This is a genomic window from uncultured Porphyromonas sp., from assembly GCF_947254915.1.
Lineage (GTDB): Bacteria > Bacteroidota > Bacteroidia > Bacteroidales > Porphyromonadaceae > Porphyromonas.
Genome location: NZ_CAMYEZ010000010.1, coordinates 13701 through 29164, shown reverse-complemented (window position 1 = coordinate 29164; position 15464 = coordinate 13701). Strand labels below are relative to the sequence as shown.

At 50.8% G+C, this 15464-nt stretch carries 8 protein-coding genes; 6 read left to right on the top strand and 2 right to left on the bottom strand.

The window, feature by feature from the left end:
- Positions 1 to 79: 79 nt before the first annotated feature.
- The 4 genes from Q0X57_RS01600 (at position 80) to Q0X57_RS01585 (ending at position 9794) form a co-directional block, all read left to right on the top strand.
- Entirely contained in the window at positions 80 to 1603 is a 1524-nt protein-coding gene (locus Q0X57_RS01600) for an Mfa1 family fimbria major subunit (RefSeq protein ID WP_297726679.1), read from the top strand.
- 284 nt (positions 1604 to 1887) lie between these two features.
- Positions 1888 to 2883, top strand: coding sequence for a FimB/Mfa2 family fimbrial subunit (locus tag Q0X57_RS01595; RefSeq protein WP_297726676.1), 996 nt, complete (start codon positions 1888 to 1890; stop codon positions 2881 to 2883).
- A 23-nt stretch (positions 2884 to 2906) separates the two neighbouring features.
- Entirely contained in the window at positions 2907 to 4235 is a 1329-nt protein-coding gene (locus Q0X57_RS01590; protein WP_297726673.1) for a hypothetical protein, read from the top strand.
- Positions 4236 to 4283: 48 nt separating this feature from the next.
- Positions 4284 to 9794, top strand: coding sequence for a hypothetical protein (locus tag Q0X57_RS01585; protein WP_297726668.1), 5511 nt, complete (start codon positions 4284 to 4286; stop codon positions 9792 to 9794).
- Positions 9795 to 10422: 628 nt separating this feature from the next.
- Here Q0X57_RS01585 and Q0X57_RS01580 read toward each other — a convergent pair.
- Both Q0X57_RS01580 and eno read right to left on the bottom strand, forming a co-directional pair.
- Positions 10423 to 10875, bottom strand: coding sequence for a PepSY-like domain-containing protein (locus Q0X57_RS01580; protein ID WP_297726665.1), 453 nt, complete (start codon positions 10873 to 10875; stop codon positions 10423 to 10425).
- Between the two features lie 404 nt (positions 10876 to 11279).
- Entirely contained in the window at positions 11280 to 12560 is a 1281-nt protein-coding gene (gene eno / locus Q0X57_RS01575) for a phosphopyruvate hydratase (protein ID WP_297726662.1), read from the bottom strand.
- Between the two features lie 153 nt (positions 12561 to 12713).
- On the opposite strand from eno, the gene Q0X57_RS01570 reads away from it, so the two are divergent.
- Complete coding sequence (locus tag Q0X57_RS01570; RefSeq protein WP_297726659.1) at positions 12714 to 14093, top strand: tryptophanase; 1380 nt, start codon at positions 12714 to 12716, stop codon at positions 14091 to 14093.
- Between the two features lie 647 nt (positions 14094 to 14740).
- Positions 14741 to 15118, top strand: coding sequence for a 30S ribosomal protein S12 (gene rpsL, locus Q0X57_RS01565; RefSeq protein ID WP_004331537.1), 378 nt, complete (start codon positions 14741 to 14743; stop codon positions 15116 to 15118).
- Positions 15119 to 15464: the final 346 nt, after the last annotated feature.

The window sequence follows — 15464 nt, the reverse complement described above, 5'->3', positions numbered from 1 at the left end:
ACTCTTATGTGGGTTGTCTGTCGTACTTTCGCACCTAGAATATATTTTCTAATCAATCAACTAACAAACCAATTCAACTATGAAGAAGTTTATCTATGCAGCGTTGGCTGTCGCAGCAGTTCTGCTCTTCGCAAGCTGCAAGAACGACAAGAACCAACCAAAGGCTGAGGCAGGCGATGCTTATGTCTCATTTACGTTCAATCTCCCTGATGAGGGTTTGCGTGCAAATGCAGCTGATGTAGCTGGTGCTAGCCACGGAGACTTCTACAAGGGTACCGACAAAGAGCAGGCTATCAAGAATGTTCGCGTCGTACTCTATGATCCTATTAGTGGTCAGGTTAAGTATAGCCTAGACTACAACATCTCAGCTACTGGTGGTAACCCCGCTACTGGGGATATCTCAGGTACTGCTACTGCTGCTAAGTTCACGACTAAGGGTAAGGAGGTAGTCAAGCAGGCATATCAGATGCTTGCCATCATCAACCCAACATCTAAGATCTCGGCTGCTACTGAGGTCGGTAAGTCTGTTACGGATGCTATGCTAGCTATCGAGTCCGATCCAAAAGAGCTGTCTCAAAACGGAGAGGCCATCGTAATGACTAACGATCGTGGCCTTGTAGAGGTCAAAGCTACACAGCTCCAAGCGACTCAGGACGCTGCTGAGGGTGCTCCTGTAGCAGTCAGTGTAGATCGTATCCTCGCTAAGGTGTTCGTAAATCAAGATGCTCAGATGAAGCTCCCTAAAGGTGTTACCTTCACCAATGCAAAGTGGCAACTCAACACGACCAACAAGAAGACCTTTATCTTCCGTCAGTTTGGTAAGGTTGTAACTACTATGGACAACTTTGAAATGGAGACCGCTGCTGACGCTAGCACGCGCATCAACCGCTATGCTAAGGATCCTAACTACCAGAGCTTCGTAGCTGCTGACTTCAATTCATTTACAGGCGACAACACGCTAACTCTAAAGAACGATCTTACTTTCGCATCTGACAAGGGTGAGTACTGTCTAGAGAACACGATGGACGCTGATCAGCAGAAGCACAATCAGACCACTTCATTCATTCTGAGCGGTACATGGAAGCCTGCAGATCATGATGGTATGACCTTTACGGCTACTGCTACATGGTACAGCTACAAGGGCTTTACCATCACGACTGCTAAGATGAAGGAGTACGTAGCTATCGTCAAGGATGGCACGAAGGATGCTATCATTGACATCGATGGCACTCCTGCTGGTTTCAAGGCTGCTCTTAAGAAGGCTGTTGTCACTGATCAGGTTCTGAAGATTGATAACAATGGTGATGTTGAAAAGTCTGGCGTCTTTGGTGACATCAAGGCATACAAGGATGGTATCTGCTTCTACCAGACGAACCTAATCCGTCACTTCACCAATAGCCAGTCTAGCAAGGAGATGGGTTACGGTCGCTACGGTGTAGTTCGTAACAACATCTACAAGGTCAACATTAAGGAGATCACTCGTCCAGGTGAGCCTACCGTCGTACCTGAGGATGATGGTAACGATGACCCAACGAAGGTATTCATTGCCTTCGACATCACGATCAATCCTTGGATCGTTCGTACACAGGATATCACTCTATAATCCCTGAGTACACTTTGCTTGTCGAACTGCGAGACGTGTAACCCGCTGTAGGGACGCTCGATCTGAGCGTCCGTCCCGTCAAAACGAGACGAATGCTCCCCATCGTAAAGACTAAACGCAGTAACCTTGGACACAACGGACGCACAGAACGTGCGTCCCTACAAAGGGTTACCAGTTTGAGCGGGTTACACGTCATCGACAGCAATACTATCCTATGAGGGGTTGAATGTTCCCCTCATAGGAACTATTCACATAAAAGAGGGCTAAAGCCCCACATTGACACTATGGTTTCACACAGTCTATCTCGATCGAGACTATTATATATAGGAGTCATGCTCTTGCTGAGCTGGAGCTTCGTCTCTTGCGACAAGTGCATCTACGAGGATCTCTCCACCTGCCCCCTCCGTGTGCAGCTACGCTACGATTACAATATGCAGTACGTAGATCGCTGGCATCGCGAGGCTGAGGATGTGCATCTCTACGTCTTTGACGAGGCGGGGCGCTTTGTCTCGGAGATGGTCAATGCGGCTGTTCCTTACGAGGAGAAGCAGACCTTCGAGCTACAGCTTGCCCCAGGCAACTACACCATTATGGCTCTCTGCGGTCACCGTATGGGTACCCTATATAAGGAGAGCAAGCTACAGGTCGGCACCTCAACCATGAAGGATCTACTCGTACAGATCTCGAGAGCTGAGGACAAGCGGATCGCCGCCGAGCTGCCACCACTACTCTATGGTGTCTCCAAGGAGGTTAAGATACAAGGCGATGGGAGCCGGCTCATCGTCGTCCCGATGGCTAAGTGGACCAACAGCATCCGCCTCGTCATGCAGGACCTCTCGGAGGGTGGTAAGTCCAACATCAAGCTCGAGAACTACGACTTCCGCATCACGGCACCCAACGGTCGCTACAACGGCGCTGGCGAGGTGCTCAATGACGATGTCCTCACCTACACTCCTTACTATGCTGAGCAGCTCAAGGGGACGGGCGGTATCGCTGTGGAGCTCAACACCCTTCGCCTACTGACCAACCAAAAGCAGCGACTCATCATCACCGAGCGCGCTACGGGTGAGGAACTCCTCAACGTGGATCTGCTGTCGCTACTGCTACAGACGAAGTTCTATGCGAACAACAAGCTCTCCGATCAAGAGTTCCTCGATCGTGAGGATCGCTACGTCATCATCTTCGCCTTCGATGGTAAGCCAGTCACACGAGAGACTTTCCTAGCGGTGAACGTATGGATCAATACTTGGCTCATTCGTTCGCAGGACCATAAGATATAATGTAAGTATAGAGTAGCAAGGCCATGATGAAGTGCAATAGATATAGCATACAAGGAGGCTCCCGCACGATCCTTGCGTGGCTGCTCTCCGCTATGCTCCTGCTGGCTGGCCTGACAGGTCTGACCAGTTGCGTATACGATGACCCCTCCGCCTGTCCACCAGAAGTGGAGAGCGGTGACTTCTACCTCTCAATGAACTTAGCCCCGCAGTCTACCTTCCGTCAGGGAGAGGTGCCTCTACCTGAGCTCCAGAAGAAGCTCAAAAATGCGGAAGATATGATCAAGACTGTGCGTGTCCTCGTCTTCGACCACGCTACGGGTAAGTGTTTGGTCAACCAAATCTTGGGTGGCTTTCGCCAACCAACGGACGACAACATCTCTTGGAGCTATCCCGTGATGATTCCCAAAGAGATAAAGAGCTTTGACTTCTACTTCGTTGCCAATGAGGCTTCGAAGACTTACAACCTGACGACAGCCCTGCAGGGCGTCACCGAGCGTGGACAGCTCTACACCCTTCCCGAGCTGACGAAGATCCCCTGGCAGCCGGAGTTCATGCCTAAGCTAGCGGAGGGTGGTGCTGAGGATGACCTGATCCCGATGACCGCTATCTGTCCCAACGTCTCTCTCGATGCGATCAAGCAGATGCTGGGCCAAGGCACCGAGCGGGATCCGTACCGCTTCCTCGCCACGCCTACTGAGCGTCACCCCGTGCGCTTGACTCGTGTCCTAGCACGTGTCGACATCACGATGCCCGACATGATTGCCAACAAAGTGCTGGGCGACCCCAAGTCGGATCAGATGCTTGTCTTAGACTATATAGACGACTTTGAGATGGCACTGTACAACGTGCCACGCTACTTCTCCCTCTTCGCCTCGCGCTACTACGACAAGGACCAGTGGACCACAACGCTCTACAGTCCCATCAGCTCCAACTACTATCGGGATCCTCAGAAAGGGCAGGACTGCTACTATATAGAGCGGGACAAGAACAAGGTGCAGCGCAATATGGCTAGCACCGCAAGCACTGGTCACGCTATCGGCGAGCTTAGGTGCTCCGACTACTACACGACGATCTACGTCCCAGAGTTCATCCGCCAGACGAATGTCGAAGCGGAGAAAACGCCCGACCAGCTGGCAGCGATGCAGCTCAGGCTCACCTTCAAGGTCAATGAGTGGGACCCCAAGCACCGCAATGGCTATCAGATTGGCCGGCACCCGATCAAAGACAAATTTGATGATCGTACCTCGGAAGAGAAAGGTCAGCTCGCAGCAAACAATGCGGGTGTGAGCACCTACTCCGTCATCCGCAATACGTGGTACCAGATCAAGATCACGCAGCAAGACTTTGAGTAGTCGTGCCTTGACGCAGATACCCTTTATCCAACCTATGTCTCATACGCTATGAAACGATATAGATACATCACCCTCTCCCTCCTTCTCCTCCTTCTGTCGCTCTCCGCGCTCTCTGCGCAGAAGAAGATATTTCAAGGTGCCGATTTGGATTGGAACTACCAGTTCGAAATAGTGACGACCCCCTCTTATTGTCAGAATGAGGGTACGATGGAGATTAGTCTACTCGCCGCTTTCGGAAGGACTGCTCTAGATATTTCTCAGATAGAAAAGGTAGAGTACGATGTCAAGGATAAGACGGGTAACAGCTACACCAAGGGTTACAAGGAGGCTCCGGGCGTGAAAGGGGCTCTTCGCTTAGAGCAGCTGCCAGGACGAGCAGACTATAAGATCTATATTAGGATTACTCCTAAGAAGAAAGTCAATCATCCTGTCATTGAAACCACGCTTCAAGACTTTGTGAAAGTAGAGGTTGAGAACAAGTATGTAGCATTGGAAGAGACCCAGGTGAAGTTTGATGCCTATCGCTTGCCTTGTAGACCGTACGGTAGCTTTCATATCGTAGCGCGAGGAGGTACGCAGAGACCTCCCGTCTTGAATATTAAGCAGGCACCCGCCACCTTTATGGGTGCTAAGACAATGCAACCCACTAAGCGGGAGGTCAAGGGAGACACAACGCTCTACCACTTTGAGTATAGCGGGGCACTACCACAAGGTACCTACGAATACACCTTAGAGAGTGACTGTCGAGAGACTACTGCCAAGTCGTTCGCCGTCTATGGACCTACGACCAACCTGCCTACGGTGCCATCGGATCTCAAGATCCCCTTTGATATTAAACAGATGAGCGGTAGAGGTTGCTCAGGAAACATTGTTGAGCTTAGTGCGAACTTTAATAAAGAAAAGTTAGGACTACGCGAACTCTTTAAGGAGATGAATAGGGGCTATCAAGGAGATTCAGAGAGATACTTCCCTGAGTATGCGGACTCCTTCCCCTCTACCTTCGTTAAGAACTACGAGGTGGCTATTGTCACCCAGCTAGAGTATGAGAAGCTCACGAATGGAACTCTAGATGCCAGCTCTCTACTTTGGAGTGACCAGAAGGGATCTCCTTCTGAAGTTTATGTTAGTGAGTCTCCGGATGGTATTCAGCTTGATCTCTCCTACAAGTTACCTCAGTCTATGTCACTCCAAGAGCTTGAAGAGCAAAAGGCTCTTCCAGCAGCCTTGCTGATACGCCTCAAGCGGCCCAACGAGGGGTGTAACGACTACATCACCATTCCAGTCCGAGTGGACTTAGACTATGTAGGTGGAGGAGAGTCTGGAGGCGGACGCTTTCAGATTCTTGAGACGGAAGACACCTCTGACTGTTCGATAGGTCAGATCGTATGGTTCCAAGGGCGGAACTTTTGTACACTACGATTTAAGTATTATGAGCTAGCCGATGGCGAGAGCAAACCAGCTCCTGGAACTAAGCCCGTACACATATCAGAGGATTTTGGGTCATCCATCTCAACACTAGTAGACAAGCGATATACTTTTGCTGGGTATGACCCGACGAAGCGCTACTACGTCGAGGTAGAGGGAACAGACCTCTATGGCAAGCCCATCACGCCTAAGCCTAGCCTCATCCTAGCCCCCACGAATAAGAAGCCTACAGAGAATCGTCTCTACGACTTCTCTAGCATCTACGCCCACCTGCCTCAGCCGATGACGGATAGGATAGACCTTGGGTTTATTGCCTATTTAAGCCCAGGCTATCACACCTATCTCTTCACCTTCTATGGCCAGTCTCTCAACGCTATGGCTGGCATGGAGATTACACTCGTTCAGGCTCCAGAGGGGTATGAGGATTATCGCCGTGCATGCGAGAGCTACTATTTCCGTACCCCTAATCCGACTAACGTAAAAAATCCTTATGGAGGTGGTATGATAGGACTGGGAGAGAAGATCAAGATGTCCAACACCTTCACAGGTCCTGGTGGCACGGGCACGCCCGAGAAGTTCTACCCATTTAGATTTATCTATAAGGTAGGCAAAAATGGAGAGCGCGTAGTCTACCCTTACGAAGATAACTCTGCTAATCCAACTGCTCTTAAAGGTGTCATTGCTCACGATTCAAAGATGGATGAATACTTGAAGAATCATCCGATGCCTCGTGGTGTCTATCGCTTGAAGTTTGAGCATCCCTGTCAGCCTGGAGAGTCCTTCTATATTAATCTGAATATGAGTGAGCCAGATTTCAATCCTGAACTCACGGAGCTCATTAACCCAGTCGTGGATCGAACTTCTTGTGATGAGGTGCGCGTCTACCCCTTTGCTGATGGTCGTCTGGACTATGGTATAGACAAGAAGACTGGTAAGCCTCGCAACGTTGTCTTCCTAGTCTCAGGTCTTCCTGGAGGTAAGTCAAAGCGTTTCTACTTTTACCCCTATGATCGTGAGGGTAAGCAGCTAGATCATACCAAGTTCTATATCCCTATCAAAAATGTAGACCTCCCAGTCACGCTTAACTTCCGCTATTTCTATCCAAAACCTAGTTGGCAGTGGATAGACTACGATTGTAACAAATGGGCTCACAAGGTAGACTCCGTTGGTGTCAACCAGTTTGTCAAAGGAGAGCTGGAGAGAGGGAATGTCGGTAAAGGTTATTACAAGTTACCTCTTGTTGGATACGATCCAACCAATGACCAAGATGATTGGGGTGAGGATGGCTTTTCGTGGAATGCTTGGTGGGCATGGCCTTGGGATGACTCAACCATCGATGTTAATGTGCCTATAAAAAGGGAGGGCCTGACTCCCTCGTACGCACGTCCTACCTACGTAGGATATCGTTGCCCTAATAAGACGGGTTATATGGAGTTTAAGCTCATCAATATCCCGAACAAGGTCGGTACCGTGGTACTCAAAGATGGAGATAAGGTCATTATGAGCTCAAAGATTGAGGAGTTGCCCGAAGATCTGATGGTTCGCTGGGAGTTTTCTGACCAGTCGGGTAGTGAGCTCAAGAATGAGTATAGGCTGGAGATTATAACCAGTCTATGTGGTGAAGAGAAGATGCAAACGGAGAAGTTTACCGTCAAGCTCGAGAACCTCTCTGAGGGCATTTCGGTGACCGTCTCTCCAAAGGGACCTTATTGCCCTGGCGATGTGGTTACCCTGACGGCAACTAATCTAGGTGTGTCGGACAGTGCATACAAGTGGACCTTTGACGATGGTGATAGAGCTACGGGTCGTACTATCCGTCGCAAGGTGTCCGCTCCCCGTGTAGTCAACGGTAAGGCGCAGTATAACACCTACACGCTGACCGTTGAAGGAACTAGGTGTATTGAGCTACAGCCACAGACGGGTATTATCCCCGTATCTCCTGACGAGCTCTGGTGGATGCCGCAGTCTGAAAAGATAGTCGGTCTGATGACTTCAGTGGCACCTTGGGAAGATGTAGATATAGACGTTGAATTGTCAGCAACGCTGCCTGTAGTTGCCAAACAGTCTCAAGCTACACCACAACAAATGCCTTCTGGTAAGGGCGTGTCTAGTGCCGTGTCGCCACTACCAAATGGTCCCGCTGGGATAAAAGTTGATCCAGGTGTACTGGCAGCTCGTGAGACCTATGACTGGAATAACCCCGACAACTGGCTATTCCTGCACGAGGGGCAGTTCTACCGAGCTCAGGCGGTTCCGTCCTCCTGCACCCATGTACATATTGTCAGGACGCTATATCAAGATGAGACAAACAAGCGCTTATGGGCACCCGCTCCAGACTTATCTCCTGACGTGACACTCCGAGATACCTTTGGCGAGCCAACCTGTGCTGATATCACCTTCCACTCAGGAGCTGAGGTGTACGACATCCCCCAGCTAACCTATCAGCGTGCCATGGTACGCTACAACTTTGGAGTGAATAAAAACGCCTCGGGGCGGAACTCTGCTACCTTTGGAAACGAGGGTGACTACGCAAGTGACTTGAGAATCTATACATCTCAAGAGAACTTTGCCTCCGATGTCCGTCTCTATAGGCGTGACAGTCTCTACCTGCTGGCGGCTCCGCTCTACGATATCTATGCGGGCGACTACAGCTTCAGTGCCTCGCCCTATACTTATCAGCTTGGTTTCAAGGCGGTGCCTGCGGGCAGTAGTACGGTGGCAACGTTTGACGCTAGCGCCTTCAACGATCCCTCGCCACTACAGTCTATCTCGATGGCGGGCAACAATAACAGCATCGGACTAGTCGTAGCTAATGATGAGCAGGGCTTTAAGAGCCGAGAGGGTAAGAGCGCTATCATGGAGCGCCGTGGTATCTTGGAGCTACCATATTTCGACAGACCTGACGTAGCGAAGCCTTTCTATCATCAGACTTATGATGCTAGCACGGGGCAGAGTCGCTTCCAGTACTTCGATGGCAAGACAAAGCGCTTCCGTGGTTACTATTCATACGCTCAGCGTAGCAAGGTGGCTTATCGCTTTATCTTTGAGGACCCGAAGACGCAGCGTATCCCTAAGCTCACTGATGGTAAGGAGGGCTATAAGCTGGAGGTGGACTTTGGCACCCCTGCTCAAGAAGTTATGGTGGGCAATCCCTTTATGTCGACGATCGATCTAAAGGAATTCCTAGAGGCTAATAAGACGACCCTACAGCCCTATGCTAGACAGATGCGTGCTAAGGTAACCTCCTACCCGACGGGACAGTCACGTCTCGGACTAACGGGCAAGGTGACAACCTTTTATTCAGAAGCTCCTAGTGTAGATGGACGCTATGTGGCACCTCTGTCAGCTTTTGTTGTGAAGGCCAAGGATGGCGTCGGACCTAAGGTGGAGCTAATCTTCCCGAAGTTAATTGTGCCTATAGGTACGCAGACGCAACAGAAGAAGCCCCTACGTAGTGCCACTGTCGCCCCAACAGCTACGACACTGCGCTACCTGTCGTTGACGCTGCAGAGCCTCCTCGGCAAGGATCGTGCGCTTGTCGCTTATGGCTCCGAGTCTGGCTCGGTCGACAAAATGCTCCTGAGCAGTGACGGTAGCTATCCTTCGATCGCTATCATTGATTCTACGGATGGTCTCCATAAGGATCTCTATGCTGACGATGCGGCTACGGGTCACTACCAGCTAGCTACACAGGTCTCTGAACCAATCGACGTGACGCTCTCGCTCGCCGGTAGTGTGATGGGACATGTCGTGACGGCTCGTCTGATAGACCACAAGAGCGGCCTGGAGCATGACCTGACGGGTGGTAAGAGTTGCCAGATCAAGCTCTTCCCCGATGATCGTGAAGGGCGTCTGGAGCTACGTGTGGACGGAGACTTTACGTCGGTTGCTCCGATAGCAGAGCCTACAGATGAGCTACAGGCGCAGTACAGCGAGGGTATGCTGACCGTCCGCACGGCACAGGAGATGTCATCCCTACGTCTCGTACAGGGTGACGGTATCACGGTTTACACGCAGTCGCTACCTGGATTGACGGAGTACAGCGAGCGTATCCTCCTCTCGTCAGGCAGCTACGTCGTTGAGGCTGTCGGCACGGACGGTGTCGCACGCCGTGCGACGCTCGTCGTGAGATAGAGTTTTTAGAAGTTAGAGATTAGAGGTTAGAAAATTAGAGATTAGAAGTTAGAGATTAGTAGCTAGAGGCACTGGTGCTCGTGGGGGGGTACCAGTGCCTCTAGTCTTTTTAGAGGGGATCGGAGGGATCGGACGAGTAACGGTTGTAGGGACGCTCGGGACGTGTAGCCCTTTGTAGGGACGCTCGGGAGTGTTTAGTGGGAGGGCGTCCGTTGTATCAAAGGTTACAGCGAACGTTGGTTTTAACGGGAACGGACGCACAGATCGTGCGTCCCTACAACCGTTACACGTCTCGCCTACCGAGGAAATCGGAAATCTCCAGGGAGCAAACGAAAATTCTCCAGGGAGCCAGGAAATAAAACTTCGGAAGAATGAAATGAAACTTCGGAAGAAAGGAATGAAAGTTCGGAAGAAAGGAATGAAAGTTCGGAAGAGTTTTTTTGTTCCTCGGTGGAGGTTTAGAAATTCCTCCCGAGGAAATGGTGATTTGAGACTGTTGCAAAAGTCAACAGTCTCTTTTCGGGTAGATATCCGAGCGTGGCGAGTGGCGGATATGACACATCAAGGCGGACTAGACACTGCCGTCTAGTCCGCCTTGTGCGTTGTGGCTATGTGCTAGCTAGCGGATTTACTTGTGATAGACGCGTACCTCGGTGATCACCCCCTGAGGCGTGATGTAGACATATTCATCTTGCTGACCTCTCCGCTCTATCTCAAAGCGATAGTAAGAGCCACGAGGCATCTCAATGAAGTCAATATCGTCAATGCGTGCATTGGGATACTTCTTCTGGAGCGCCTTCATGACGACGGTGGGTACATTTCTCTGAGCGACATCCCAGCTCGTGGAGACCCACTCGCAGGAATTGGTGAAGAGCACCTCCTTATTCTTCTTTTCGTGCCGTATCTCCACCTCAACCATACCATCGTCGTAGTCCACATCTAGGATGCGTGCGTTGGCGTAACGCTGATTGAGGAATTTTGAGCACCGCTCACTAAGGTCCCAGTTCTTCGTCGGTCCACAAGAGGCAAAAAGTGCAGCACTGCAAGTCAGCAGTAGCGCCATAAATAGAGTTCTTTTCATAGGTTCGTTATAGGTGTATTAGATTAGTAGTATTGGGAGGGAAGGTCCTCCCCCCCCAACAGCAAAGATAAGACTAATTTTCAACAGCCGTAGATTCAACCATCAAGCCGTAGATTTAACTATCAAGAGCAAGCCACATCTCCGCAGGACACACGGGTGTGTCAAGTCGGAGGGGCGTCCCTACAATCGTTGCACGTCTTGCTTTTGATGCAACGGACGGTTTCTCCGGAGAAATTTGCGGAGAGCTTGGTGGAAAATGAAACTTTGAAAGAGTTTGTCCGTTTCTCGCCTAATAATATAAAAACAACCACGGAGGAAATTAATTCCCTCCGTGGTGTGTAAATTTAGTTGCTTGATTACTGTCGTATTTGGAGCGAGGATGCCCGACGGCAGTCTCTGTCTACCTAGCGTAGGCGGCTATATCCGTATGTGCCCCGTGCGTCGAGCTCCTCTTCAATGCGTAGTAGCTGGTTGTACTTGGCGATGCGGTCGGTACGGCTTAGTGATCCGGTCTTAATCTGTCCCGCATTGGTTGCTACGGCGATGTCAGCGATGGTGGTATCTTCGGTCTCACCTGAGCGGTGCGATACGACCGCTGTGAAGCCGTGACGATGTGCCATCTCAATGGCATCAAGTGTCTCTGTGAGCGAGCCAATCTGGTTGACCTTGATTAGGATGGAGTTAGCGCAACCCTCCTTGATGCCTCGGCTGAGGTACTCTACGTTGGTCACAAAGAGGTCATCACCGACGAGCTGGATGCGATTGCCAAGCTTCTCGGTGAGCATATGCCAGCCCTCCCAGTCGTTTTCGTCCATACCGTCCTCGATGCTATCAATGGGGTACTTGCTGACGAGTGTCTCTAGGTAAGCGACCTGCTCGGCGGGAGTGCGCTGCTGACCCTTCTCTCCCTCAAACTTGGCGTAGTTGTAGACGCCCTCATGGTAAAACTCGCTAGCGGCGCAGTCAAGAGCGATGGTTATGTCGCTACCAGGCTTGTAGCCAGCCTGATGGATCGCCTCGATGATGCTATTGAGCGCATCCTCTACGCCATCGAGCTTAGGAGCGAAACCACCCTCGTCACCTACGGCAGTGCTGAGTCCACGATCGTGGAGCACCTTCTTGAGTGCGTGAAATGTCTCGGCACCCATGCGGAGCGCCTCGCTAAAGCTCTTGGCACCGATGGGACGGATCATAAACTCCTGAAAAGCGATGGGAGCATCGCTATGTGCACCACCGTTGATGATGTTCATCATAGGCACGGGGAGCGTGTGTGCGTTGACGCCACCGATGTAGCGGTAGAGCGGTATAGCTAGTTCGTCAGCAGCAGCCTTAGCGACAGCTAGCGAGACGCCTAGGATAGCGTTAGCACCGAGCACACTCTTGGTCTCTGTACCATCTAGATCTATCATCTTCTGGTCTATCTCACGCTGCTCGAGTGCGCTCATGCCGAAGAGAGCTGGAGCGATCACCTCGTTGACGTTTTCGACCGCCTTGCGGACGCCCTTGCCGAGGTAACGGCTCTTGTCGCCGTCACGTAGCTCGAGTGCTTCATGTTCCCCTGTAGAGGCTCCACTGGGTACAGCGGCACGCCCCATGGCTCCGCTATCTAGGATGACCTCTACCTCCACTGTTGGATTGCCGCGCGAGTCTAGTATCTCGCGTCCTTTGATGTCTACTATCTGCATATCTGTAGATGCTTTTGTGTGATTCGTAATATCCTTTTTAGTCAAAGCAAAGGTAGTAAATCTACCCGAGGTGGCAAGCGATGAGTGTGTTGGGTATATCTTTTTCCGTATCTTTGGGGCAGTAAAAGAACACAATAATTTAATAGAACTACTATGGAGATACCTTTTTCCGAGGCATACCGCATTAAAATGGTAGAGCCGATACACAAGAGCACGCGCGAGCAGCGTGAGCAGTGGATTAAGCAAGCACACTACAACCTATTCAGCCTCAAGTCATCACAGGTCTTTATCGATGTCCTCACGGACTCCGGTACGGGCGCTATGAGTGACCGTCAGTGGGCTGGCATAATGCTCGGCGATGAGAGCTATGCGGGTGCTTCCTCTTTCCAAAACCTCAAGGATGCTGTCGAGAAGATCTGCACCTTCCCGCTCGTAATCCCTACACACCAGGGTCGTGCTGCTGAGAATGTGCTTTACTCGGCTACGCTCAAGGAGGGCGATATCGTACCGGGCAACTCACACTTCGACACGACGAAGGGGCACATCGAGTTTCGCAAGGCTGTAGCCGTCGACTGCACGATCGATGCGGCAAGCAATACGGAGCTGGAGCTACCCTTCAAGGGTGAGATGGATCTGAATAAGCTGGAGGATTGCTTTAAGAAGTACCCCAAGGAGCAGATCCCTATGTGCGTCCTGACGGTGACCAACAACACGGCTGGCGGTCAGCCTGTCTCTATGAAGAATGTACGTGAGACGAGCGAACTGTGCCACAAGTACGGCATACCGCTACAGATCGACGGTGCTCGCTTTGCTGAGAATGCTTACTTCATCAAGACTCGTGAGGAGGGCTACGCTGACAAGTCAATCAAGGAGATAGTCCGTGAGATGCTTAGCTACGCTGACATCATGACCATGTCTAGCAAGAAGGACGCTGTGGTCAATATGGGTGGCTTCCTCGCTATGCGTGACGAGGAACTCTATCACAAGTGCTCTATGTACGCTGTGATGAATGAGGGCTTCCTCACCTATGGCGGTATGAACGGCCGTGATATGAACGCGCTCGCTATCGGTCTGGATGAGAACACCGAGTTTGACATGCTCGACACGCGCATCCGTCAGGTGGCTTACCTTGGCAGCAAGCTGGACGAGTATGGTGTACCCTATCAGCGTCCCGCTGGTGGACACGCGATCTTCCTTGATGCGAAGAAGATCCTGACGCACGTTCCCAAGGAGGAGTTTATCGCTCAGACGCTCGGCATCGAACTTTACCTAGAGGCTGGCATCCGTGGCGTCGAGATCGGCTCTATCCTAGCAGACCGCGATCCTAAGACGGGTGAGAACCGCTATCCTAAGCTGGAGCTACTCCGCCTCGCTATACCACGTCGTACCTACACGAACAATCACATGGACGTCATCGCAGCTGCCTGCAAGAATGTCTATGACCGTCGTGAGTCGATCACACGTGGCTACGTCATCACCCGTGAGCTACCGGTGCTACGTCACTTCACGGTAGAGCTAGAGCCTGCTAAGTAAGCACGCTACGTAGCGATACATATAATATATAGAGTCCCCTGGAGGTGAGAACCATATAGGCACCTCTAGGGGATTCTGTTGTTTTGAGCCGTGGGTGCACTTGACACTGGAATGTGTGCGGAATCACGAAACTGCCAGGGCTGACGCATTATATATCGGGACTCCACTAACTACGCTTGACAACAACTCGGGTATATGTGGATTGAACCTGGCTTCATAGCGCTATCAATACTCATACATCTTCGCTAAGTCCGATATCTCCCGAGGAATTTTCCAATAGCTCTCGAGAAAATGAAAATTCTCCACAGAGGGACGAAATAAAACTTCGGAAGAATGAAATGAAACTTCGGAAGAATGAAATGAAAGTTTCGAAGAATTTTTCGTTTCCTCGTTGGATAATCCAAAATATCTACGGATGAACCTCCCGATTTCTGCCATAGAGACGTAGATGCACTCGTTCGCTATAATGCGTCACCCCTGACGAAACTGCGGAGAAGTTTGCTGAGTCAAAAAAAAATTGTACCTTTGTCCCCGCTATGCCTACTGTAGTTAGTTGTGAAGTGCACATTGTCGTGCTGTCGCAGGCTTGCGGTAGGGAAGTACGAGAATCATAATTGTATATCAAGAATTAAGTAAACGAGAAGTTAATGCCTACTATCCAACAGCTAGTAAGAAAGGGACGAGAGACCTTTGAGGAAAAAGGTAAGTCTCCAGCCTTAGGTTCATGTCCACAGCGTCGTGGCGTCTGTGTCCGCGTTTACACAACCACCCCTAAGAAGCCTAACTCGGCTATGCGTAAGGTGGCTCGTGTGCGTCTGACTAATGGCAAGGAGGTGAATGCCTACATCCCTGGTGAGGGTCACAACCTTCAGGAGCATAGTATCGTATTGGTGCGTGGCGGTCGTGTTAAGGATCTGCCTGGTGTACGCTACCATATTGTGCGTGGCGCACTCGATACGGCTGGTGTCGACGGTCGTCGCCAGCGTCGCTCTAAGTATGGAGCTAAGCGTCCTAAGGCGAAGTAAACTAGTCGCCTAGATTGAGATGCCGTGGCGAGGTGCTGGATGGTCTACTGTCCCCCTTAGCCGACTACTACCCTTAGCGGGTGAGTACACTATAATATAGGTACATCAGCGAGTACCTCTCCCACAGAAATATCTATCGACGCTCCTGGTCGCAGTGTATGCTAGTTCTCTAGAGTCCTGCATGTCTTGCATAGGGAGTGCAATCTAAATCAAGTAACCACACTTGTTCTCGTGGTTCTATTTGGATGAGCTAGTCCTTGAGAGATCAAGGATAGGTTGAGTAAATGCTCCAGAGGGGGCGTTGAAGACAACAGATCATTATGATGGCAACCCAAATAAGATGACG

Coding starts and splice junctions, on each gene's coding strand:
- Q0X57_RS01600 (WP_297726679.1), top strand. CDS start 80: ATGAAGAAGTTTATCTATGCAGCGTTGGCTGTCGCAGCAGTTCTGCTC.
- Q0X57_RS01595 (WP_297726676.1), top strand. CDS start 1,888: ATGGTTTCACACAGTCTATCTCGATCGAGACTATTATATATAGGAGTC.
- Q0X57_RS01590 (WP_297726673.1), top strand. CDS start 2,907: ATGATGAAGTGCAATAGATATAGCATACAAGGAGGCTCCCGCACGATC.
- Q0X57_RS01585 (WP_297726668.1), top strand. CDS start 4,284: ATGAAACGATATAGATACATCACCCTCTCCCTCCTTCTCCTCCTTCTG.
- Q0X57_RS01580 (WP_297726665.1), bottom strand. CDS start 10,875: ATGAAAAGAACTCTATTTATGGCGCTACTGCTGACTTGCAGTGCTGCA.
- eno (WP_297726662.1), bottom strand. CDS start 12,560: ATGCAGATAGTAGACATCAAAGGACGCGAGATACTAGACTCGCGCGGC.
- Q0X57_RS01570 (WP_297726659.1), top strand. CDS start 12,714: ATGGAGATACCTTTTTCCGAGGCATACCGCATTAAAATGGTAGAGCCG.
- rpsL (WP_004331537.1), top strand. CDS start 14,741: ATGCCTACTATCCAACAGCTAGTAAGAAAGGGACGAGAGACCTTTGAG.